General features: G+C 74.5%; 19 protein-coding genes, 1 tRNA gene and 1 pseudogene. 12 read left to right on the top strand and 9 right to left on the bottom strand.

Features of this window, described 5'->3' with window-relative positions; translation table 11 throughout:
* The first annotated feature begins 28 nt into the window (after window positions 1-28).
* The 6 genes from V6V16_RS00550 to V6V16_RS00575 all read left to right on the top strand — a co-directional run bounded on the left by V6V16_RS00550 (window position 29) and on the right by V6V16_RS00575 (window position 5821).
* Window positions 29-772: a DUF4129 domain-containing protein gene (locus tag V6V16_RS00550; RefSeq protein WP_334558441.1), complete on the top strand. Its 744-nt coding sequence runs from the start codon at window positions 29-31 to the stop codon at window positions 770-772.
* Complete coding sequence (locus V6V16_RS00555; RefSeq protein ID WP_334558443.1) at window positions 769-1353, top strand: hypothetical protein; 585 nt, start codon at window positions 769-771, stop codon at window positions 1351-1353. The genes V6V16_RS00550 and V6V16_RS00555 overlap by 4 nt, the downstream gene beginning before the upstream one ends.
* Window positions 1353-2360: an AAA family ATPase gene (locus tag V6V16_RS00560; RefSeq protein ID WP_334558445.1), complete on the top strand. Its 1008-nt coding sequence runs from the start codon at window positions 1353-1355 to the stop codon at window positions 2358-2360. Before V6V16_RS00555 ends, V6V16_RS00560 begins: the two co-directional genes overlap by 1 nt.
* Before the next feature lie 14 nt (window positions 2361-2374).
* Entirely contained in the window at window positions 2375-3769 is a 1395-nt protein-coding gene (locus V6V16_RS00565; RefSeq protein ID WP_442934011.1) for a DUF58 domain-containing protein, read from the top strand.
* A 55-nt stretch (window positions 3770-3824) separates the two neighbouring features.
* The gene (locus tag V6V16_RS00570; protein ID WP_334558448.1) at window positions 3825-4385 is read left to right on the top strand and encodes a hypothetical protein; all 561 of its coding nucleotides are present in this window, start codon (window positions 3825-3827) and stop codon (window positions 4383-4385) included.
* A gap of 104 nt (window positions 4386-4489) precedes the next feature.
* Complete coding sequence (locus tag V6V16_RS00575; protein ID WP_334558449.1) at window positions 4490-5821, top strand: NAD(P)/FAD-dependent oxidoreductase; 1332 nt, start codon at window positions 4490-4492, stop codon at window positions 5819-5821.
* Between the two features lie 150 nt (window positions 5822-5971).
* Here the strand turns inward: V6V16_RS00575 and V6V16_RS00580 are convergent, their stop codons facing one another.
* The gene (locus V6V16_RS00580) at window positions 5972-7804 is read right to left on the bottom strand and encodes a hypothetical protein (RefSeq protein ID WP_334558450.1); all 1833 of its coding nucleotides are present in this window, start codon (window positions 7802-7804) and stop codon (window positions 5972-5974) included.
* A gap of 102 nt (window positions 7805-7906) precedes the next feature.
* On the opposite strand from V6V16_RS00580, the gene V6V16_RS00585 reads away from it, so the two are divergent.
* The 4 genes from V6V16_RS00585 (at window position 7907) to V6V16_RS00600 (ending at window position 10172) form a co-directional block, all read left to right on the top strand.
* Window positions 7907-7987: transfer RNA gene (locus V6V16_RS00585), tRNA-Leu, on the top strand.
* A 111-nt stretch (window positions 7988-8098) separates the two neighbouring features.
* Complete coding sequence (locus V6V16_RS00590; RefSeq protein WP_334558452.1) at window positions 8099-8914, top strand: Bax inhibitor-1/YccA family protein; 816 nt, start codon at window positions 8099-8101, stop codon at window positions 8912-8914.
* A 152-nt stretch (window positions 8915-9066) separates the two neighbouring features.
* Entirely contained in the window at window positions 9067-9825 is a 759-nt protein-coding gene (locus V6V16_RS00595; protein ID WP_334558453.1) for a Bax inhibitor-1/YccA family protein, read from the top strand.
* Window positions 9826-9851: 26 nt separating this feature from the next.
* Window positions 9852-10172 carry a hypothetical protein gene (locus V6V16_RS00600; protein WP_334558454.1) on the top strand — a complete coding sequence of 107 codons (321 nt, stop codon included), beginning with the start codon at window positions 9852-9854 and terminating at the stop codon, window positions 10170-10172.
* 61 nt (window positions 10173-10233) lie between these two features.
* On the opposite strand, the gene V6V16_RS00605 is transcribed toward V6V16_RS00600, so the two are convergent.
* The 3 genes and pseudogenes from V6V16_RS00605 to V6V16_RS00615 all read right to left on the bottom strand — a co-directional run.
* Window positions 10234-11496, bottom strand: a complete 1263-nt coding sequence (locus V6V16_RS00605; RefSeq protein ID WP_334558455.1) for an acetyl-CoA C-acetyltransferase — start codon at window positions 11494-11496, stop codon at window positions 10234-10236.
* 82 nt (window positions 11497-11578) lie between these two features.
* Window positions 11579-12382, bottom strand: a complete 804-nt coding sequence (locus tag V6V16_RS00610; protein ID WP_334558456.1) for an SGNH/GDSL hydrolase family protein — start codon at window positions 12380-12382, stop codon at window positions 11579-11581.
* A pseudogene (locus V6V16_RS00615) lies at window positions 12371-13431 on the bottom strand (SGNH/GDSL hydrolase family protein); the annotation flags it as partial. The pseudogene V6V16_RS00615 and the gene V6V16_RS00610, both read right to left, overlap by 12 nt.
* Window positions 13432-13578: 147 nt before the next feature.
* Between V6V16_RS00615 and V6V16_RS00620 the strand changes: the two are divergent.
* Window positions 13579-13935 (top strand): YkvA family protein, encoded by a 357-nt coding sequence (locus tag V6V16_RS00620; RefSeq protein ID WP_334558460.1) that lies wholly within the window; start codon window positions 13579-13581, stop codon window positions 13933-13935.
* Between the two features lie 77 nt (window positions 13936-14012).
* Complete coding sequence (locus V6V16_RS00625; RefSeq protein ID WP_334558461.1) at window positions 14013-15383, top strand: cystathionine beta-synthase; 1371 nt, start codon at window positions 14013-14015, stop codon at window positions 15381-15383.
* Between the two features lie 98 nt (window positions 15384-15481).
* Here V6V16_RS00625 and V6V16_RS00630 read toward each other — a convergent pair whose 3' ends face one another.
* The 5 genes from V6V16_RS00630 to V6V16_RS00650 all read right to left on the bottom strand — a co-directional run bounded on the left by V6V16_RS00630 (window position 15482) and on the right by V6V16_RS00650 (window position 22045).
* Complete coding sequence (locus tag V6V16_RS00630) at window positions 15482-15991, bottom strand: GNAT family N-acetyltransferase (RefSeq protein WP_334558462.1); 510 nt, start codon at window positions 15989-15991, stop codon at window positions 15482-15484.
* Window positions 15988-16917 (bottom strand): ribonuclease Z, encoded by a 930-nt coding sequence (locus tag V6V16_RS00635; protein ID WP_334558463.1) that lies wholly within the window; start codon window positions 16915-16917, stop codon window positions 15988-15990. Before V6V16_RS00635 ends, V6V16_RS00630 begins: the two co-directional genes overlap by 4 nt.
* 345 nt (window positions 16918-17262) lie before the next feature.
* Window positions 17263-18447 (bottom strand): osmoprotectant NAGGN system M42 family peptidase, encoded by a 1185-nt coding sequence (locus V6V16_RS00640; RefSeq protein WP_334558465.1) that lies wholly within the window; start codon window positions 18445-18447, stop codon window positions 17263-17265.
* A complete protein-coding gene (gene ngg, locus V6V16_RS00645) occupies window positions 18444-20258 on the bottom strand; it encodes an N-acetylglutaminylglutamine synthetase (RefSeq protein WP_334558467.1) in 1815 nt (604 codons plus the stop codon). The genes V6V16_RS00640 and ngg overlap by 4 nt, the downstream gene beginning before the upstream one ends.
* A gap of 2 nt (window positions 20259-20260) precedes the next feature.
* On the bottom strand, window positions 20261-22045 hold the full coding sequence (locus tag V6V16_RS00650; RefSeq protein ID WP_334558468.1) for an N-acetylglutaminylglutamine amidotransferase: 1785 nt from the start codon (window positions 22043-22045) through the stop codon (window positions 20261-20263).
* Between the last annotated feature and the right edge of the window lie 139 nt (window positions 22046-22184).

Genomic DNA, 22184 nt, shown 5'->3' on the forward strand with positions numbered 1-22184 from the left:
CGCCCCGGTGGCCCGGAGGTAGCCCTCGATGGAACTCAGCGTCCTGCGCAGGTGGTGGCCGGTCGCGGCGGTGGTGCTGCTGCTGGCCGTCGCCGCGCTGTCGTCCGCCCACTCGTCCATCGGCGCGAGCCGGGTCCCGCCCGCGGCCGACAACATCCCCTACGTGCCGGAGTATCCGACCGCCGAGCCGGCCGCCTCGATCCCCGTCGAGCCGCGCGACACCGGCGAGGCCACCCAGGCGCGGCTCCCGCGCTGGGTCGGCACGGTCGTCGTCGCTCTGCTCGGGCTGGCCCTGCTCGTCGTGTTCGGCTATCTCACCTGGACGCTGGTCCGAGGCGCCATGCGGCGCACCACCCGGGCGCTGCCCGCCCGACGGCCCCGGCCCACCCCCGAGGGCACGGCCCGCGAGGTGGCCGCCGCCCTCGACGCCAGCCTGGAGGAGCTGGACGACCAGGACACCGACCCCCGGACGGCGGTCATCGCCTGCTGGGTGCGGCTGGAGCAGGCCGCGGCCGGGGCCGGGGTGCCCCGACTGGCCGGCGACACCCCCACCGACCTGGTCACCCGCCTGCTCCGGGGCGACCCGGCGGCGGGGGTGCCGGCGATCGCCAGCGCCGACGTGCTGGCCGAGTTCGCGCACGTCTACCGGGAGGCCCGGTACGCCACCCGCCCGGTCGGCGAGCGCACCCGCGACCAGGCCCGCGCGGCGCTGCGCCGGCTGCGCGGCGAGCTGACCGCCGTGGTGGCCGACGGGTCGGAGGTGCCGGGTTGAGCAGCACCAGCATCGACGACCTGCTCACCACCGAGGAGGAGCGGCCCCGGCGGGACGAGCCGCTGCGGCGCGGCCGGGTCGGGCAGGTGCTGCGTGCCCTGGCCGGCATCGCGGCGGTGGTGGTCGTGCTGGTCGCGGGGCTGCGCGCGGTCGGCCTGCGGGTGCCGCTGCTGATCCTGGTGGCCGGGGTGGTCGCGCTCTTCGCGGTGCGCCGGATCGTCGCCGCGCTGGCGCCCTCGCCGCTCCCGGCCAACTCCCGGCCCGGCGTCCCGCCCGTCGACGACGGCACCTGGAACTGGGGCGCCCGGGACGCGCTGCGCACCGCGATCAACGGCTGGGAATGGCCCCTGGACTGGTCGGCCAGCCGGCCCGATCGCTTCACCGAGGTGGTCCTGCCCCGGCTCGGCGAACTGGCCGACGAGCGGCTGCGCCAGCGGCACGGCGTGACCCGCGAGTCGGATCCGGCCCGGGCCCGGGCCCTGCTGGGTGACCGACTGTGGACGTTCCTGGAGACCCCGCCTCGCCGCACCCCGTCGCCGCGCGACCTCGCGGCGATCGTCGCCGAACTGGAGAAACTGTGATGAACGACGTGGACCGGACGATGCCCGCCGTCGAGGTCGGCCACCTCGCCCGGTCGGTGCTGGAGGCGGTCGGCCAGGTCGTGGTCGGCAAGCGGGACGCGCTGGAGCTGGTCCTCGCCGGGATCCTGGCCGGCGGGCACGTGCTGCTGGAGGACTTGCCGGGCCTCGGCAAGACGCTCACCGCGCGGTCCTTCGCGCAGGCGCTCGGGCTCGACTTCCGCCGGCTCCAGTTCACCCCCGACCTGCTGCCGGCCGACGTGACCGGCTCGTTCCTCTACGACCAGCGCAGCGGCGAGTTCGCGTTCCGGGCCGGCCCGGTCTTCACCAACCTGCTCCTCGCCGACGAGATCAACCGGACGCCGCCGAAGACCCAGTCGGCCCTGCTGGAGGCGATGCAGGAGAAGCAGGTCTCGGTGGAGGGCGTGACGTACAAGCTGGACGAGCCGTTCCACGTGCTGGCCACCGCCAACCCCATCGAGTACGAGGGCACCTACCCGCTGCCCGAGGCGCAGTTGGACCGGTTCCTGCTCCGGGTCTCCTTCGGCTATCCGGAGGCCGACGAGGAGTGGGAGGTGCTGCGCCGGCGGATGGCCCGTCGCCGCGAGGAGGCGGAGATCAAGCCGGTGGTCGACGCCGAGACCCTGCGCGCCATGCAGGCCGCGCTGGAGGACGTGGTGGTGGAGGACTCCATCGGCCGCTACATCGTCGCGCTCACCGCCGCCACCCGCGAGCACCCGTCGGTGCTGGTCGGCGCGTCGCCGCGCGGCTCGCTGGCGCTGCTGCTGCTGTCCCGGGTACGCGCCGTCATGGCCGGCCGCGACTACGTGGTGCCGGAGGACGTCAAGGAGGTCGCGGTCCCCGCCCTGGCCCACCGGATCACGCTGCGCCCGGAGATGTGGCTGCGCCGCGTCGACCCGTCCTTCGTGGTCGGCGAGGTGCTGGAGGCGACGCCGGCGCCCGCCAGCGGCGCCCTGCCCAGCTACGCCGCCGGCCGGCCCGGGCACTGATGGCCGCGCCCCCCGTGCCGCCCCGTGCCGCCCCGCCGGGGCCGGAGCCCGCGACCGGCTGGGTGCCCACCGGGGCGCTCGGCCGGGCGGTGCTCCTCACCGGGCTGCTGCTGATCGCGGGGGTGCTGCTCGGCCGCGTCGACCTGGTGGTGCTGGCCGCCCCCTTCGCGATCGGCACCGCGTACGCGCTGCGCCGCAGGCCGACCGCCCTGCCCCAGGTCTGGATCTCCGCCGACGAGGGGCACCTGGTCGAGGGCGGCGAGCTGACCGGCACGGTCACCGTCGGCAACCCGGACGTGCTCGACTACGACGTGGCGGTGGTCCGCAGCCGGGTCTCGCCGTGGCTGCGGGTGGAACGGGTCACGATCGCCGGGGCGACCGCCGCCTCCGGCGCGGGTTCGGCCGGCGCGCCCGGCGTCGCCGACCGGCCGTTCGTGACCGCCGTCCCGGCGGCCGAGGCGGTGGACCTGGAGCTGACCGGCACGGCGCTGCGCTGGGGGCGGCACCCGATCGGCCCGGCCGGGGCCAGGGTCGCCGCCGCGCAGGGGCTGCTGGTCTCCCGGGCGGTCATCACCGAGCCGTCCCGGCTGCGGGTCTACCCGAGGACCGAGCCGTTCGACGCGGTCGAGGCGATGCCCCGGGCCGCCGGCCTGGTCGGCGCGCACCACTCGCGCCGGCCCGGCGAGGGCGGCGAGCTGGCCGGCGTACGGATCTTCGCGCCGGGGGACCGGCTGCGCCGGATCGACTGGCGGGTCTCGCTGCGCGCCCGGCAGCTGCACGTGGCGGCCACCCTCTCCGACCGCGACGCCGAGGTGGTGGTGCTGCTCGACGTGCTCGCCGAGGCGGGCCGCTCGGGCGGCGTGTCCGGTGCCGCGTCCGTGCTGGACACCACGGTCCGGGCCGCCGCCGCGATCGCCGAGCACTACCTGCACCGCGGCGACCGGGTCTCGATGCTCGAGTACGGCCCCGCCGCGCGGCGGCTGCGCCCGGCCACCGGCCGCCGGCAGTACCTCACCGTGCTGGAGTGGCTGCTGGAGGTGCGGGCCGAGTCCTCCCCGCACGAGCCGTACGACCAGGTCTTCGGCCCGCAGGTGCTGTCGGCCGACGCGCTGGTGGTGGTCCTCACCCCGCTGCTCGACGAGCGGTCGGCGCAGATGCTGGCCCGGCTGGCCCGCTCCGGGCGGTTCGTGGTCGCGGTGGACACCCTGCCGGCGGATCTCGCCCCGCCGAAGGACCGGGGCTGGGCCGAGGTGGCGTACCGGCTGTGGCGACTGGACCGGGACACGATGATCGGCCAGCTGCGGGAGCACGGCGTGCCGGTGGTGCGCTGGGCCGGCGCGGGCAGCCTCGACCAGGTGCTGCGGGACGTGGCCCGGCTGGCGACCGCCCCGAGGGTGAACAACCGGTGAGTGTGCGGAACGCAGCGCAGCGGAGTACCGCGGTCGCGAACGGAGGCGGAGACCGGTGAGCGCGGTCCTGGAACGGGTCAGGGCGCTGCGGCACTCCGCCGCCCGGATCAGCCTGACGCCGTTGCTGGTGCGCGCCGGCATCTTCCTCACCGTGCTGGTCGGTCTCGTGCTGGCGTACCCGTCCGAGGTGCTCCTCGGCCAGCCGCTGCTCGCCCTCGTGGCGGTGGCGGTACTGCCGGCCGTCGGGCCGCGCCGGGTCTGGCCGACCTTCGCGGCGCTGGTCACGGTCGGCGGGTGGTTGGTCGCCACCGACGGGTACGGCCGGCCGATCGCGCTCTGGCGGCTGCTCGCCGTGGCGGCGGTGCTCTACCTCAGCCACACCCTCTGCGCGCTGGCCGCCGTGCTGCCGTACGACGCGGTCGTCGACCCGGACCTGATCGTGCGCTGGCTGGCGCGCGCCGGCGCGGTGCTGCTGGCCACCTTCGTCCTCGGTGTCCTGCTGGTCGAGGTCGCGGCGCTCGGAGGTGATGCCGGCCACCAGGCGGCGACGGTGGTCGGTCTGCTCGTGGCGGTGGCGGTGGCGGCGTTGCTGGGGTGGCTGCTGCGTCGCAGGTGACGGCCCTTCGCTGTGGAAGTCGTGCAGCTCACAGGGGTTGTGCTCCGTCACAGAGAAGGGGCGCGGACGGGATTAGCCGTGGTGCGCGGGGAAAGATAGATGACGTGAACCCGAAGCGGATCCTTGTGGTGGGTGCCGGGCACGTCGGTCTCTACGCGGCCCTGCGCCTGTCGAAGAAGCTCAGCTCCCGTGAGGCTGAGATCGTCGTGGTGGACCCTCAGCCGCACATGACCTACCAGCCGTTCCTGCCCGAGGCGGCGGCGGGCAACATCTCGCCCCGGCACTCCGTGGTGCCGCTGCGGCGCGAGTTGCGCCGGTGCAAGGTGGTGGCGGGCGCGGTGACGCGGATCGACCACGACCGCAAGACCGCCGTGGTGCAGCCGATCAGCGGCCCGACCCGGGAGATCCCGTACGACCACGTGGTCGTCGCCCCGGGTTCGGTCTCCCGGACGCTGCCCATCCCCGGCCTGCACGAGCACGGCATCGGTTTCAAGACCATCGGCGAGGCCATCTACCTGCGCAACCACGTGCTGGACCGGCTCGACGTGGCAGCCGCCACGCCGGACCCGGTCGTGCGCCGCTCGGCGCTGACCTTCACCTTCGTCGGCGGCGGGTACGCCGGCATCGAGGCGCTCGCCGAGATGGAGGACATGGCCCGGGACGCGCTGAAGTACTACCCGGAGCTGAAGCCGGAGGACATGCGCTGGGTGCTGGTCGAGGCGACCCAGCGGGTGCTGCCCGAGGTCGACCGGGACATGGGCGCCTACACGGTGCAGCAGCTGCTCAAGCGGAACATGGACATCCGGCTGGACACCCGCCTGGAGTCCTGCCTCGACGGGGTCGTGAAGCTCTCCGACGGCGACACCTTCCGTTCCGACACCATCGTCTGGACGGCCGGCGTGAAGCCGTCGCCGATGCTCGACGCGACGGACTTCCCCCGCGACGAGCGGCGGCGGGTCACCTGCCTGCCCACCCTCCAGGTGGTCGACGGCGACCGGGTGGTCGAGGGCGCCTGGAGCGCCGGTGACTGCGCGGCGGTGCCGGACCTGACCAAGGAGCCCGGCAACTACTGCTCGCCCAGCGCCCAGCACGCGGTCCGCCAGGCCGCCCGGATGGCCGACAACATCGTCAACGTCGTCCGCGGGCGGGAGCCGGTGGAGTACAAGCACAAGCACGCCGGCAGCGTCGCCAGCCTCGGCCTGCACAAGGGCGTGGCCCAGGTCTACGGGATCAAGATGACCGGCTGGCCGGCCTGGTTCATGCACCGGACGTACCACATGAGCCGGATCCCGTCGTTCAACCGCAAGGTCCGGGTCGTGGTGGACTGGACGCTGGCGTTCTTCCTCAAGCGCGAGGTGGTCGCGCTGGGTCAGCTGCACGACCCCCGTGAGGAGTTCGCCGAGGCGTCGCAGCCCGTCGGCGCCGGCAGGATCTGACCGAACCGGGCGAAGGGCCCCTCCGCCTCGGCGGAGGGGCCCTTCGCCGTGCGGGCACCGGGCGTCGCCCCGGCCTGGACCGTCCGGACCGCCGGCCCGGTCCGGCCCTGGTGCGGGCGGGCCCGAACGCCCCGGGCGCACCCGGCCCGGTCAGACCCGCCAGATCCAGGCGTCGGCGATCCGGGTGGCCGGGCCGTAGAGCTGCTCCAGCGTGCCGCGCAGCCGGTCGGCGTGCGGGGTGTCGACCGCCAGCGCCACGCAGGAGGCGCCCCAGAAGTCGGCGTCCTCGGCGGCCTGCCGGCGCTGTTCGTCCCCGACGACCGGTTGGCCGCCCCGCCGGCCGACCTCCGCCAGCAGCGCCGACGTGGGCTGCTGGAAGGTGCCCATCGCCGCCGTGCCGTTGCGGCCGTACGGCCCGATGAAGAAGCCCTCCGGCATGCCGAACGCCGCGTCGGCGGCGGTCGCCCAGCGCATCGGCCAGGGCTCCTTGGGGGTGGCGAGCGGCACCGGCACCAGCACCCCGCCCGGCTCGACGCACTGTCGCCAGTGGCCGCCGGTGATGAACTCCGGCAGCGGCGGACGCTCGGCGGTGGGCAGCGGGGTGGGCAGCAGCGGCAGCAGCGCCACGGCGACCGCCGCGGGCACCAGCCGGCGGGCCCGGCCGGTGCCGCTCAGCGCCCGGTCGACCGCCAGCACCAGCAGCGTGGCGATCAGCGGGAGCACCGCGAGGGCGAAGCGCATCGGCAGCGCACCGTCCACCACGGGCAGCCCCGAGAGCAGGGCGTACGGGCCCGGCACGGCGGTGCGTTCGCCGTCGAGCACCACCCGGGGCCCGAGCGACAGGGCTCCCATTGCCAGCGCGCCGGCCACGCACGCGACGACCAGCGGACGACGGCCCAGCCACAGCGCGCAGGCGACGGCCGCCAGCAGCAGGGGCAGCCCGAGGAAGGTGTTGTACTCGGCCGGGCCCGTGGTCAGCCGGGCGGCCTCCTCGCCGCCCGCGACCGAGAGCGGCGACACCGCCCACCAGCTGCGCAGGTCCGCCGAGAAGTAGTGCGCGCTGAACATCCCGTCGGCGACGCCCTGCGGGCCGGCGAACTGGAACCAGAGCGGCCAGGCCAGTACGAGCAGGGCCAGCCCGGTGGCCAGCGACATCCCGGCGGCGAAGCCGGGCAGGGCGCGGCGGGCCCGGCTCCGGTCCGCCGCCGCGTAGCTGACGGCCATCACCAGCAGCGTGACCGCGCAGAGGAAGAGCACCTCCTCGCCGACGAAGACCTGGGTCGTGACCGCCGCCGCCAGACCCACGGCGGAGCTGACCAGCCGCCGCCGGTCCGGCCCGTGGTCGCTGCCCGCCGGGTCGGCGGCGCGCAGCAGGCGGACCACCAGCCAGACGATCACCGGCACCAGCCACTGCGCGGTCATGTGCAGGTGGCTGTTGGTCTGCGAGACCATGCCCGGGCCGAAACCGCAGAGCGCCGCCCCGAGCGCCGCGGCGACCCGGCGGGCGCGCAGCACCCGGGTGTACAGCAGGTACCAGGCGACCGCCGTGCCGGCCAGGTTCGCCGCCGCCAGCAGGGCGAAGGTGACCGGCGCGCCGAAGAACAGGGAGACCGGGGCGAGGAGCACCCCGAGCGCGATGACCGTGGTGTTGGTCATCAGGTTGACCCCGTCCGGGGCGTTGAGCCGCTCGGTGAGCAGACCGAAGTCACCGAGCAGCGCCCGGGAGTCGACGGCGAGGAACCACTCGTAGAGGGCCTGGTCCTCCGGGTTCAGCGCCAGGACCCGGGCCGCCGGGTCGGGCCAGAGCCCGTGGGTGAGCCAGCCGGCCAGGGCCAGGAAGAGCAGCGCGACGGCGGCGTCCGCCCGGTGCCGGGCGGCGGCGGCCAGCACGCCGGCCGGCCAGCGCCGGCGGGGCAGCCGGTCGGCGGCGAGGACAGCCTGGTCAGGGGCGGCGTCGGGGGCCGTGGGGGCTGCGCTGCTCACGGTCTCGACCCTAGTGCGACCCGGGCGCCGGGGTACGCCGGGTCGCCGCCGAACCGCTACCGTGGCACTGGACCGCGCGTGCCGACCCGCGCGGGGTCACCCGCCCGGGTGGTGGAACGGCAGACACGGCCGCCTTAAAAGCGGCTGCCGCAAGGCGTGCGGGTTCGACCCCCGCCCCGGGCACCCCGCACTCTCAGCTTCCGCTCAGCTTGGCGATCTCCACGGAGCTGCCCTGGGCGTTTACTCTTGAGAGTGCACGTTCACGTGCAACGACCCCCTGAGGGAGGCCTGACAGTGAAGACTTCGAACCCGGTGCTCGCCCGGCTCGGCCAGGCGGCCGAGCGGGAGCGCTCCGCCGGGTACGCCCCGGCCGGGCCGTACGGACAGCCCGGTTATCCCCAGCAGTACCCGACGGCGGCCGGCTACCCGGCGGCCCCGCCGACCGTCAACACCATGTCGATCGACGACGTGGTGGTCAAGACCGTCACGCTCCTCGGCATCCTCGGCGTCTCCGCCGCGGCCGCCTGGGTGCTGGTGCCCGACGCGCTGCTCGGCGCGGCCTGGATCGGCGCGGCGGTGGTCGGCCTGGTCCTCGGCCTGGTCATCTCGTTCTCCCGGATGGCGAACCCGGCGCTGGTCGTCGCGTACGCCGTCGTCGAGGGCGTCTTCGTCGGCATGGTCAGCAAGTTCTTCAACTCGCTCTACGACGGCATCGTGGTCCAGGCGGTGACCGCCACGTTCGGTGTCTTCTTCGTGATGGCGATGCTCTACAAGGCGAAGGTCATCCGGGCGACCCCGAAGTTCGTCAAGGGCATGATCGCCGTGATGGCGGGTCTCTTCGCCGTCATGCTGATCAACCTCGTGTTCGCGCTCTTCGGCGTGAACACCGGCCTGCGCGACGGCAGCCCGCTGGCGATCGGGTTCAGCCTGGTCTGCATCGTGGTCGCCTCGCTGAGCTTCGTGCTCAGCTTCAAGGAGGTCGAGGACGGCGTCCGGATGGGCCTGCCCCAGCGCTACTCCTGGGTCGCCGCCTTCGGCATCCTGGTCAGCCTGGTCTGGCTCTACATCGAGATCCTGCGCCTGCTGAGCTACTTCCAGGGCGACGACTGACGTCGCCCGCCCGTCCGACCGGCGCCCGCCCCCGCACCCGCGGGGGCGGGCGCCGTCGTTTCCGGGCCGCGCCGGTCCCGGTGTTTCCCGCCGCCGCCGACCCGTCGGCGGGCAGAGTGACCTGCGTGGGGTACGGCGGCGGAGGAGGCGAGGTGCGCAGCGGCAACCCGGTGCTGAACCGGCTCGACGAGACCCGCCGGGTGGAGCGCCGGGTGCTGGGCGTCGGCGGGACGGAGGCGATGACCGTCGACGACGTGGTGCTCCGTACGGTCGGGCTGCTGCTGCTCACCGGGGTCACCGGCGCGGTGGCCTGGGTGGCCGTACCGCCGGTGGCATGGCTCCCCGCGGCGCTGGCCGGCACCGCGCTGGCCGGGATCGCGCTGGCTGTGGTGATCTCCTGGCGGGGCGTCACCAACCCGCTGCCGATGGTCGGCTACGCCCTGCTCCAAGGGCTGCTGCTCGGCGTCGCCAGCCGGGCCTTCGAGCTGGTCCACCCGGGCGTCGTCGTCCAGGCGGTGACGGGGACGTTCGGGGTCTTCCTCGGCATGGCGCTGTTGTACCGGGCCCGAATCGTCCGGGCGACGCCCCGGCTGGCCCGGCTGGTCGTCGGCACGCTGTTCGGGATCGTCGCGCTCAGCGTCGTCAACCTCGTGGTCTACCTGGTGTCCGGGCGGCAGGGGCTGGAGGTGTACCGCCCGACCGGCGGGGTGGGCTGGCTGCCGTACGTCTTCTCGGCGGTCGCGATCGTCGCCGGCGCGCTGAGCTTCATCCTCGACTTCGACCTGGTGGAGCGCTCCGTACGCGACGGCCTGCCCCGCCGCTACGCCTGGCTCTGCGCCTTCGGGCTGCTGACCGGGCTGGTCTTCCTCTACTGGCAGCTCCTGCGCCTGCTCGGCTACCTGCGCCGCTGATCCCGCGTTTCCGTAGACTCGGCGCGGTGAGCGCAGCGGAGCTGGACCGGGCGGTGACGTCGCTGGTCCGTCAGGTCGGGCACTGGCAGCAGCCGCGCTGGGCGGCCCCGGCCGCCGGCGGCAACGTCTCCCGCGCGGATCTCGTGCACCGGCTGGTGCAGGAGGTCGCCAACCTGGCCGCGGACGCGGAGGGCGGGCCGCGACGGGCGGTGCCCCGCCTCGACAACGACCTGGCGCTGCCCGACCAGCTCCGGGTGGTGGCCGCCGACCTGGTCGCCGCCGGCCCGCCGCCCGAGGTGCTGGCGCGGGCCGCCGCCGAGGTGGCGGCGACCCGCGGGGCGCTCTAGCCCGATCCGCGCGCCGGGCGGGGCTCCGGCCCGGCGGCCGGCCCCGCTCGGACCAGCGCGTTCAGCTCAGGCGCTCGACGACCATGGCCATGCCCTGGCCGCCGCCGACGCACATGGTCTCCAGGCCGATCGTCTTGTCGTGCCAGTCGAGGGCGTTGAGCAGGGTGCCGGTGATCCGGGCGCCGGTCATGCCGAACGGGTGCCCGACGGCGATCGCGCCGCCCATCACGTTCAGCTTCTCCAGCGGGATGTCGAGCTGCCGGTACGAGGGAATCACCTGCGCGGCGAACGCCTCGTTGATCTCCACCAGGTCGACGTCGTCGATGGTCATCCCGGCCCGCCCGAGCGCCTGCCGGGTGGCGTCGACCGGGCCGAGACCCATGATCTCCGGCGAGAGGGCGGTCACGCCGGTGGAGACGATCCGGGCCAGCGGGGTGATGCCGAGGTCCCTCGCCCGCTGGGCGCTCATGATCACCACGGCGGCGGCGCCGTCGTTGAGCGGGCAGCAGTTGCCGGCGGTGACCCGGCCGTCCGGGCGGAACACCGGCTTCAGACCGGAGACCCCCTCCAGGGTGACCCCGGCGCGCGGGCCGTCGTCGGTGCTGACCACGGTGCCGTCCGGCGTGGTCACCGGGGTGATCTCCCGGGCCCAGAAGCCGTCGGCGATCGCCTTCTCGGCGAGGTTCTGGCTGCGTACGCCGAACTCGTCCATGTCGGCGCGGGAGACGTCGTACACCTGGGCCAGGTTCTCGGCCGTCTGCCCCATGCTCAGGTAGATGTCCGGCAGTTCGCCGGCCTCGCGCGGATCGGTCCAGACCGGGGCACCGCCGTCGGCGCGCACCTTCGAGCGTTCGGCCGCCGCCGCGAAGCGCGGGTTCTCCCAGCCGCCGCCGACCAGCGCCTGCGCCTGCGGCGGCAGCCCGTCGGAGCTGCCCCGGGCGTACCGGGAGACGATCTCCACGCCCGCGGAGACGAACACGTCGCCCTCGCCGGCCCGGATCGCGTGCATCGCCATCCGGGTGGTCTGGAGGGAGGAGGCGCAGTAGCGGGTGAGCGTCGCGCCGGGCAGCGTGTCCAGGCCCATCAGGGTGGCGACCACCCGGGCCATGTTGAAGCCCTGTTCGCCGCCGGGCAGGCCGCATCCCAGGTAGAGGTCGTCGATCTCGGTCGGGTCGAGCTGGGGAACCTTGTCCAGGGCGGCGCGCACGATGGTCGCGGCGAGGTCGTCCGGACGGACGTCGCGCAGGGACCCCTTGTGCGCCCGGCCGATGGGGGAGCGGGCGGTGGCGACGATGACGGCGTCGCGGGACGACTCGGTCGGCATGAGCCCACGTTAACTCGCCGGTAACTTCGGACGGAAGCTGCCCGCCGGACGGGAAATGTCACCCCGCACCGGCGGCCGGCGGTCAGTGCCGGGAGGCGACCGCGGCCGCCGCCGCGACGGCGGGCAGCAGGGCGTGCGCCCAGACGCGGTAGCCATCGGCCGAGGGGTGGTAGCCGTCGTGGCAGAGCGTCCCGGCGTCGGCCCGGAACACCGGGCCGGTCTCGGTGGCCAGGTCGACCACCGTGCCGCCGGCGTCGAGCACCGCCGCCGTCTGGGCCCGGGCCACCCGCCGCCCGGACCAGCCGACGACGTGTCGCAGCGGCGGGGCGATCGCGCGTACGGCGCCGAGGTCGGGGCAGGTGCCGACGACGACCTCCACCCGGGCCTCGCGCAGCCGGTGCACGGCGGCCCCGAGGTAGGCGGCGGCCTCCGCCGGGCGCCGCATGGCGGTGGCGTCGTTGGCGCCGATCAGGATCACCGCCACGTCGGGACGCTCGCCCAGCAGCGCCCGGGCGACCTGGGTGGCCAGGTCCGTCGAGCGCGAGCCGGAGACCCCGACGCTGGACAGCTGCACCCGTCGGCCGCTCGGGCCCTCGGCGAGCAGGTTGGCCAACTGCCCGCCGATGGTCTCGTCGAGGCGTCCCACCCCGACGCCGAGCGCGGACGAGTCACCGAGCAGCACCAGCCGCAGCGGTGGCGCGCCGGCGCGCCCGACCGTGGCCCGCAGGGCCAGCGCGAGTTCCGGCTGGGCGTAGCGCCGGTGCCGGGCGGCGAACGCCTGACCGGCGAGGACGGCGGCGCCGCCGACCGTGCCGGCGATCAGGCTGAGTGTCGCCGCCCGACCCAGTCTGTTGGCGAGCCCCGAGGGGATGAAGCGCTCGCTCATGCCAGTCCCTCCAGTGTGGGTGAGTCGGCGGCGGAGCCGGGCTGCGGCACCGCGCCGACACCGAAGAAGGCCCGTCGGCGCAACTGCGCCCACCGGCCGGCGGGGCCGCGCTCGCGCCCCCTGACCCGGGTGCCGCTGACCTCGGTGCCCGCGTTGCGGGCCGCCTCGTGGGCGGCTCGCGGCAGCGACCGTACGCCCTCGCCCCGGGCCAGCTCCGGGCGGCGTTCCTGGGTCCCGCCGAGCGCGGACAGCACGGTCGGCAGCAGCGCGGCGGCGGCCATCGCGTAGCCCTCCGCCGAGGGGTGGAACCGGTCCCAGCCGAACATCCGGGTCGGTTCCGCGGCGAACCGGGGCCCGAGCAGGTCGCCGAGGGAGACCGTCCAGCCGCCGGCCTCGACCACGGCCACCGTCTGGGCGGCGGCGAGCTGCCGGCTCCAGCGCCGGGCCAGCCAGCGCAGCGGCGGCTGGATCGGCTGGATCGCGCCCAGGTCGGGGCAGGTGCCGACGACCACCTCGCAGCCGGCGGCGCGCAGCGTGCGGACCGCCTCGACCAGGTAGCGCACCGCCAGGGCGAACGGCGCGCGGTTGGTGACGTCGTTGCCGCCGATCAGGATCACCGCCACGTCGGGCCGGCACTCCAGCGCCGCCTCCACCTGGTGCCGCAGCACCGCCGAGATCGCGCCCACCACCGCGAAGCGGTGCAGCCGGACGGGGCGTTGCAGGCGGCGGGAAAGGCCGGTGGCGAGCAGGGCGCCGAGCGTCTCCCGGCGGCGGTGCACGCCGTAGCCGGCGGCCGACGAGTCGCCCAGCACCACCATGGTGACCGGTGGGCCGGGCAGCTTCGCGCCGTAGACCCCGTCGATGCGGGGCGGCGGCGCCTCGGCCATCGGGATCGTCCGCCGGGCCTGCCGGGCCTGCCCGAGGAGCACGCCGCCCGTCGCCACCACGGCCGCCGCCGTGGCGCCCGTGCCGATCGCCGCCACACGGGCGATCTGCCGGGCGCGCTGCCAGCGCGGACCGGTCGGGACGGCGGAACCAGCGACCCCCATACAGCGACATTATCGCGCCGGCACGACACGCCGCTGTCGTCGAGTGGGCTCACGGGTGCCTGGAAGGTGCCGGCGTTGGGTATCCGTACGGATGAACGGGGGACGGTTGCGCCGGCGCGTCACCCTGGCACTGGAGAGGGGCCGAACATGGGGAAGACATTGAAGCGGAGCGCGGCGTTCAGCGCGCTGGCCCGGGCGCTCGCGGCCGGGGCGCGGGGCGGGCCGTCGATCGGGGCGCGGCTGGCCGCACTGCCCCGGATGATCCGGGCGACCACCCGCGGCGAGTACGACGGCGGCCTGCGGCTGGCCCTGATGACCGCGGCGACGGCGTACATCGTCTCGCCGATCGACCTGGTCCCCGAGATCCCGCTGGCCATCTTCGGGCTCGCGGACGACGCGGTCATGGTGACCTGGCTGGCCGGCAGCGTGCTCGCCGAGACCGAGCGGTTCCTGGAGTGGGAGGCGCGTCGCGCCTCCGTGATCCCCGGGCACGTGGCGCCCTGAACCCACGTACCCTGGGGCGTCGAGAAGACGTCTGCCCGGCCGCCGCCGGCGGCGCCGGAGGAGAAGGGCACAACGAGGTGCGGTACTACGACAACGTCGTCGAGATGATCGGCAACACCCCGCTGGTACGGCTGCGCAACGTCACGGCCGGTATCCAGGCCACCGTCCTGGCGAAGGTGGAGTACCTCAACCCGGGCGGCTCGGTGAAGGACCGGATCGCGCTGCGGATGGTGGAGGACGCGGAGAAGGCGGGCCTCCTCCAGCCCGGCGGCACGATCGTCGAGCCGACGAGCGGCAACACCGGCGTCGGCCTGGCGCTGGTGGCGCAGCTGCGCGGCTACAGGTGCGTCTTCGTCTGCCCCGACAAGGTCAGCCAGGACAAGCAGGACGTGCTGCGCGCGTACGGCGCGGAGGTGGTGGTCTGCCCGACCGCCGTCGCGCCGGAGGACCCGCGCTCCTACTACAACGTCTCCGACCGGCTGGCCCGGGAGATCCCCGGGGCCTGGAAGCCCAACCAGTACAGCAACCCGGCCAACCCGCGCTCGCACTACGAAACCACCGGTCCCGAGCTGTGGGAGCAGACCGGGGGCGAGATCACCCACTTCGTGACGGGCGTCGGCACCGGCGGCACCATCTCCGGCATCGGGCGCTACCTGAAGGAGGCCTCGGAGGGGCGGGTGAGGGTCGTCGGCGCCGACCCGGAGGGCTCGGTCTACTCCGGCGGCACCGGCCGTCCCTACCTCGTCGAGGGCGTCGGCGAGGACTTCTGGCCGGAGACCTACGACCGGGGTGTCGCCGACGAGATCATCGAGGTCTCCGACAAGGCGTCCTTCGAGATGACCCGGCGGCTGGCCCGCGAGGAGGGGCTGCTGGTCGGCGGCTCCTGCGGGATGGCCGTGGTGGCCGCCCTGGAGGTGGCCCGCAAGGCCGGCCCGGACGACGTGGTCGTGGTGCTGCTGCCGGACAGCGGCAAGGGCTACCTGTCCAAGATCTTCAACGACACCTGGATGGCCCGCTACGGCTTCCTGGACAACTCGGGCACCGAGCCGACCGTCGCCGACGCGCTGGCCGGCAAGCCGGGCGGCCTGCCCGAGCTGGTGCACGTGCACCCCACCGAGACGGTCCGCGACGCGATCGACTACATGCGCGAGTACGGCGTCTCGCAGCTGCCGGTGCTCAAGGCCGAGCCTCCCGTGGTGACCGGCGAGGTGGCCGGCTCGATCGCCGAGAAGGACCTGCTCGACGCGCTCTTCACCGGCCAGGCGCACCTGCACGACACCATCGAGCGGCACATGGCCGATCCGCTGCCGATGATCGGCGGCGGGCAGCCGGTGAGCGAGGCGGTCGGCCTGCTGGAGAAGTCCGACGCCGCGCTGGTGCTGGTCGACGGCAAGCCCAAGGGCGTCCTCACCCGGCAGGATCTGCTGGCCCACCTCGGCGCACGCTGACAGGCACGGGGCATCCGCACGAGGGCCCTCTCCCCGGCCGGGGAGAGGGCCCTCGCCGTGCGTGCCCTGCCCGCGCCGGACGGCGGGCACGTCGGCGCTCAGAGCCGGCGGGCGTACCGGAGCTGGGGCACGACCACCGGGCCGACGTGTTCGTCGCGTTCGGTGCCGGTGGAGGCCCAGCCGCCGCGCTCGTAGAAGCGGCGGGCGTGCGCGTTGTCCCGCAGCACCCACAGCGTCGCGCGGGACCAGCCGCGTGCCCGCATGGCGTCCAGCGCGTCGACCATCAGCTCACGGCCGGTGCCCCGGCCGCGTTCGGCGGGTTCGAGGTGGATGGCGTTGAGCAGGCCGGTCGCCGGGTCGCCCTCGTCGTCCGGGCCGAGGTAGCTGAACCCGACCAGCCGGCCGTCGCGCTCGACCACGGTCATCCGGTGCTCGTCGCGCTCCCACGTCCACCGCTCGGTCCAGTAGGCGCCCATCGCCTCGGGCGTCGGGTCGGCCAGCGCCTCCGCCGGCAGGAAGGCCGCGTAGGCGGCGACCCGGGAACGCTGGTGCAGCGCGCCCACCGCCATCAGATCGTCGACGGTGGCGGGACGCAGGGTGACCGTCACCCGCCCGAGGCTACCCGCCGGGGCGGGACCTGCACGGTCGCCAGGTCCTCGGCGATCACCAGGTCGCCGTCGAAGTGCGCGCGGGCCTCGTCGGCGAAACGGCCCGCGTCGGCGTAGCGCTGGGAGAAGTGGGTGAGCACGAGCCGGCGTACGCCCGACTCGGCCGCCACCCGCGCGGCCTGGCCCGCCGTGAGGTGGCCGACGTCGGCGGCCAACGCGGCCTCCGAGTCGAGGAACGTCGACTCGATGACCAGCAGGTCGGCGTGCTCGGCGAGGGCGTACACCCCGTCGCAGAGCCCGGTGTCCATCACGAAGGCGAACCGCTGCCCGGGCCTCGGCACGCTCACCTCCTCGCGGGTGACGCGGCGCCCGTCGAGGTCGAGGTGGCCGACGCGGATCAGCTCCCCGACGGCCGGCCCGGCGATGCCGTACGCGGCCAGCCGCTCCGGCAGCATCCGGCAGCCGTCCGGCTCGACCAGCCGGTAGCCGTACGTCTCGACGGGGTGCCGCAGCCGGCGGGCCTCCAGCGTGCCGACGCCCAGGGTGATCCGCTGCCCGTCGGCCTCGACGGGCTCGACACGCAGCTCGGCGGTCTCGTGGAAGCTGGAGGCGTGCCGCAGGCGCGCGAAGTACTCGGCGCCGCCGGCCGGGAAGTGCACCGCCACCGGGTGCGGCACCCGGTCCAGCGAGAGCCGCTGGATGGTGCCGGGCAGGCCGAGGCAGTGGTCGCCGTGGAAGTGGGTGACGCAGATCCGGGTCAGGTCGGTGGCGGTGACGGTGGTGTGCAGGAGCTGCCGCTGGCTGCCCTCGCCGGGGTCGAAGAGGATCACCTCGTCGTCCCAGCGCAGAACGTACCCGTTGTGGTTGCGTCGCCGGGTGGGGGCCTGGCTGGCCGTCCCGAGCACCACCAGCTCGCGCATCGACACGGCGTCCTCCGGCTGATCCGGCCACCCGGCCTGCGAAAAGGGTCGACCCCCGGGGCTTCCGCGCTCGCGCGCGGGCCGGCTGGACTGGGCCGGCACCCCGGGGGTCGGGTGGCTGTCGTGGTTTCGCCGCACCGCTGCCACACGGTCTCGACGATGGTGCTGTGCCCGCCTCGCGGCGGACGAGTTTACTGTCGAGGACAGCGGCTAGCGGACAGCCACCTCACGAGTCCGATTGCTATACAAGTCTGGACCACCTCCTTTCCCGTGTACGGCCACGTTATCGAGCGACGGCGACCTCCGGCAACGGATTTCGATCACACGGTCCCCGGGAATATCCGGCGGGCGTCAGAGGGCCTCGGCGATGCCGATCGGGCCCTCGCGGGGGCCCTCCTCGTTGGCGGGCTGCACGGCCAGCGAGGGGAAGTCGGCCAGGTCGCCCTCCGGCTCGGCGTCCCACTCGGGGAAGACCAGATCGCTCTGGAGGTAGAGGCAGAGCAGCTGGGTGAGCTGGCGCAGCCCGTCGAGGTGGGTGCGCTCGTGCCCGTGGGTGGCGTCCACGCCGAAGCCGAGCAGCGCCACCCGGGCGTGCGCCCCGGCCTCCACGGCCGCCGCCACGTCCGACCGGTAGTACTCGAAGACGTCGCGTACCAGCTCCACCCCGTGCTCGGCGGCGATCGAGGCCAGGTTGCGGGTCAGGTGGTAGTCGAACGGGCCCACGCCGTCGCCCATCGCCAGCGTGGCCGCGTCCTCGCGGGACTGCTGGCCGGGCGCCACCACCGCCGCGTCCACCGACACGATCTCCGCCACGTCGGGGTCGAGCCCGTGCGAGGCGCCGTGCCCGATCTCCTCGGTCACGGTGACTAGCAGGTGCGCGGTGACCGCCGGGCGTACGCCGGCGTCGACCATCGCCTTGAGCGCGGTGAGGACGGCGGCCACGCCGGCCTTGTCGTCGAGGTGCCGGGACTTGACGTACCCCGAGGGGGTGATCGTCGGGTTCGGCAGGAACGCCACGAAGTCGCCCGCGTCGATGCCGAGGGCGCGCAGCCCGGCGATGTCCTCGACCGGCTCGTCGACCCGGACCTCGACGTGCTGCCAGCCGACGCCCTGGAGGTCCACGTCGTCGTTGTAGCGGTGGCCGCTGGCCTTGAGCGGCAGCACCTGGCCGGTGATCACCCGCTCCAGGTCGTCGGTGAAGATCCGCACGTGCGCGCCCTCGGCGAACCGGGCGCTGTGCGTACCGATCGTCTTCAGCTCCAGCCGGCCGTTCTCCTTCAGCCGCTTCACCATGCCGCCGATGGTGTCGGTGTGCACCACGATCGCCCGGTCGGCGCCCGTGGAGCGGGGGCCGGGCAGGCAGGCGCTGAGCGCGCCGCGCCGGGTCAGCGTGGAGGGGATGCCGAGCGCGGAGAGCCGCTCGCCGACGTACTGCTGCACGTGGTCCGTACGCCCCGACGGGCTCGGGATCTCCAGCAGCTCCAGCAGCACCTGGCGCAGGTAGTCCAGGTCGATCTCCAGGGGCCTCGGGCTCACGCGGCACCTCCCGGGCCGGCCGGGGTCCAGAGCCGCTGCGGCGCCCGGGTGCCGGGGAAGAGCAGGTCCACGAAGCGCTCGGCGGTCGGCTGCGGCTCGTGGTTGGCCAGGCCGGGCCGCTCGTTGGCTTCGATGAACACGTGCTCCGGCCGGTCCGGGGCGCCGACCAGCAGGTCCAGCCCGGTGACGGGGATGTCGAGCGCCCGGCTGGCCGCCACGCACGCCTCGGCGATCGCCGGGTGCAGCTCGGCGGTGACGTCGTGGATGGTGCCGCCGGTGTGCAGGTTCGCGGTCCGGCGTACGGCCAGCACCTGCCCCTCGGGCAGCACGTCGTGCAGCTCGTGGCCGGCCTCGGCGAGCACGTCGCGGGTCATGTCGTCGAGCGGGATCCGGGACTCGCCACCGGTGGCGGCGGCCCGGCGACGGCTCTGCCGCTCGATCAGCTCGGCGATGTCGTGCACCCCGTCGCCGGTGATCGAGGCGGGGCGCCGGAGCGCGGCGGCCACCACCTCGTGGTCGATGACGACGACGCGCAGGTCCTCGCCGGCGCGCATCTCCTCGATCAGCACGTCGGGGCAGAACCGGGCGGCCAGCTCGACGGCGGCGGCCAGCGCCTCGGGAGTCCGAACGCCCACCGTGATGCCGTTGCCCTGCTCGCCCCGGGCCGGCTTCACCACCACCCGGCCGACCTCGGCGAGGAAGGCGGTGTCGCCGTCGCCACCGGTGGCGGTCCGGCCGCGCGGTACGGAGAGCCCCGCCTCGGCGAGGATCCGCCGGGTGACCCGCTTGTCGTCGCAGCGGCTCATCGCCACCGCGGAGGTCAGCTCCGACAGCGACTCGCGGGTCAGCACGGTCCGCCCGCCGTTGCTCAGCCGCAGCTCGCCCCAGGCCGGGTCGGTGACCTCCACCCGGATGCCGCGCCGCATCGCCTCGTCGGCGACGATCCTGGCGTACGGGTTGAGCTCGTCGTACCCCTCGGGCGTGGCGGGCAGGAAGAGCCGCTCGTTGATCGGGTTCTTCCGCTTCACGCAGAGCGTCGACGTCCGGTAGAAGCCGAGCCGCTCGTAGAGGCGGATCGCCCCGGCGTTCTCGGCGAGCACCGACAGGTCCACGTACGCCCGGCCCCGCTCCACCAGCCGGGCGGCCAGCGCGGTGATCAGCGCCTGGCCGGTCCCGGGTGGCGCGGTGTTGAAGTCGACGGTGAGGCACCACAGGCTGGCGCCGTTCTCCGGGTCGTCGAAGACCGCCACGTGGTCGACACCGGTGATGGTGCCGACGATCCCGCCGGCGGCGTCCTCGGCGACCAGGTGCAGGAACCGGTCGGTGTGCGCGTTGGCCACGAGCACGTCGACTCCGGCGGTGACCATGCCGTTGCGGGCGTATATCCGGTTCACGGCGTCCGCGTCCGCGGCGTCGGCCAGCGGGCGGACGGCCAGCCCCGGCACGTCGCCGTCACCGGTCGGCCGATCGCCGCCGAGCGGCAGCCGGTAGGTCAGCGACGGGTCGATGAAGAGCTCGTCGGGGAGCCGGGACACCAGCACGTGCGGGTCGCGCAGGTAGATGCAGATGTCCCGGGAGCCGGCGGCCTCGGAGCGCAGCACGGCGGCGACGGCGCCCTGGTCGGCGAAGGTCTGCCCGAAGACGAGCCGCCCCCAGCCGCAGTCCAGCACCACGTCGGTGTCGCCCTCGCGGGACGGGGGCTCCGGCGCGCCCGGGGCCATCGGGTCGCCGCCGGGGCCGACCGGCTCCCGTCGGCGGTGGTCGCGGAAGCGGCCGGGCCGGACGGGGCCGGTCGCCAGGGTGTCGGTCACGGTCAGTCGATCCCGTGGCTCTGGAGCCACATTTCCAGGAGTCCGAGTTGCCACAGCTTGTTTCCGTTCAACGGGGTCAGTTCGGCGTTCGGGTCGGCGAGCAGGGCGTCGACGTAGTCGGTGCGGAAGAGGTCGCGGCGGCGGGCCTCGGGCGCGCAGAGCGCGTCGCGTACCCGGTCGAGGAGCTTGCCCTCCAGGTGGGTGAGGCCGGGCACGGGGAAGTAGCCCTTCGGCCGGTCGATCACCTCGTTCGGCAGCACCCGTCGGCCGATCTCCTTGAGCACCCCCTTGCCGCCCTGCGCCAGCTTGAGCTCCGGCGGGCAGCTCGCGGCGAGCTCGACGAACTCGTGGTCGAGGAACGGCACCCGGGCCTCCAGCCCGTGCGCCATCGTCATGTTGTCCACCCGCTTCACCGGATCGTCGGTCAGCATCACCTGCGTGTCGAGCCGCAGGCCGGCGTCGACCGCGGTCTCGGCGCCGGCCCGGCCGAGGTGCGCGGCCACGAACTCCCGCGCCGGGTCGCCGTCGGTCAGCCAGGCCGGGTTCAGCACCCGGGCCAGCCCGGCCGCGTCGCGGTCGAAGAAGGCCCCGGCGTACGTGTCGAGCGCCCGGTCCCGGTCGACGCGGGCCAGCGGCGGGTACCAGTGGTAGCCGCCGAGGATCTCGTCCGCGCCCTGGCCGGACTGGACCACCTTGACGTGCTGTGCCACCACCTCGCTGAGCAGGTAGAACGCCACGCAGTCGTGGCTGACCATCGGCTCGGACATCGCGGCGACGGCCGCCTCCAGCGGCGGCACCAGGTCGGCGGCGGCCACCCGGATCTGGTGGTGGTCGGTGTCGAACGTCTTCGCGACGAGGTCCGAGTAGCGGAACTCGTCGCCCTCCCGGCCGCCCACCGCGTCGAAGCCGATGGAGAAGGTGGAGAGCCCGCGCTGGCCCTCGCCGGCCAGCAGGGCGACCACCAGGCTGGAGTCCAGGCCGCCGGAGAGCAGCACGCCGACCGGCACGTCGGCGACCATCCGCCGGCGTACGGCGGTGGTCAGCGACTCCAGCAGCGCGTCCTGCCAGTCCTTCTCGGACCAGCCGGCCCGCTCGGCGGAGCGGGTGAAGGCCGGGTCCCAGTAGACCCGCTCGGAGACGCGCCCGTCGGCCTCGTAGACCCGTACGGTCGCCGGGGGCAGCTTGGTGACCCCGCGCAGGATGGTGCGCGGCGGCGGCACGATGCTGTGGAAGCTCAGGTAGTGCGCGAGCGCGACCGGGTCGATGCCCGTGTCGATCCCGCCCCCGGCCAGCAGCGCGGGCAGGGTGCTGGCGAAGCGCACCGCGCCGGGCGTCTCGGCCAGGTAGAGCGGCTTGATGCCGAGTCGGTCCCGGGCCAGCACCAGCCGACCGGTGTCCCGCTCGCTGATCGCCACGGCGAACATGCCGACCAGATGGTCGACGAAGTCCAGCCCCCACTCCGCGTACGCCTTGAGCACCACCTCGCTGTCGCCCGAGGAGAAGAACCGGTGGCCCCTGGCCTGGAGCTCCGCGCGCAGCTCGCGGTAGTTGTAGACGCACCCGTTGAAGACGCCGGTCAAGCCAGCCCCGGGATCGACCAGCGGTTGTCCGCTCGCGGCGGAGAGGTCGATGATCTTCAGGCGCCGGTGTCCGAGGGCCGTCGGGCCCTGGGCCCAGACGCCGCTGTCGTCGGGCCCTCGGTCGCTCATGGTGGCCGCCATGCGCTCCACCGCCGACACGTCGGCGCGTGAGCCGTCACGGCGGAACTCTCCCGCAAGTCCGCACATGCGAGGCAATGTTGCCAGAGGCGAGCGGGATTCGCCCGTTGAGCTGATGCCGCTGAAGCCGGGCGGTTGCTATCATGCGCGCCACGCGCCCGGGGTCCCCGATCTCGACGCCTTTCCCGCCCCGCCCCGGCGGGGTGCC

Source organism: Micromonospora sp. CPCC 205561 (assembly GCF_036906775.1).
Taxonomy (GTDB): Bacteria; Actinomycetota; Actinomycetes; order Mycobacteriales; family Micromonosporaceae; genus Micromonospora.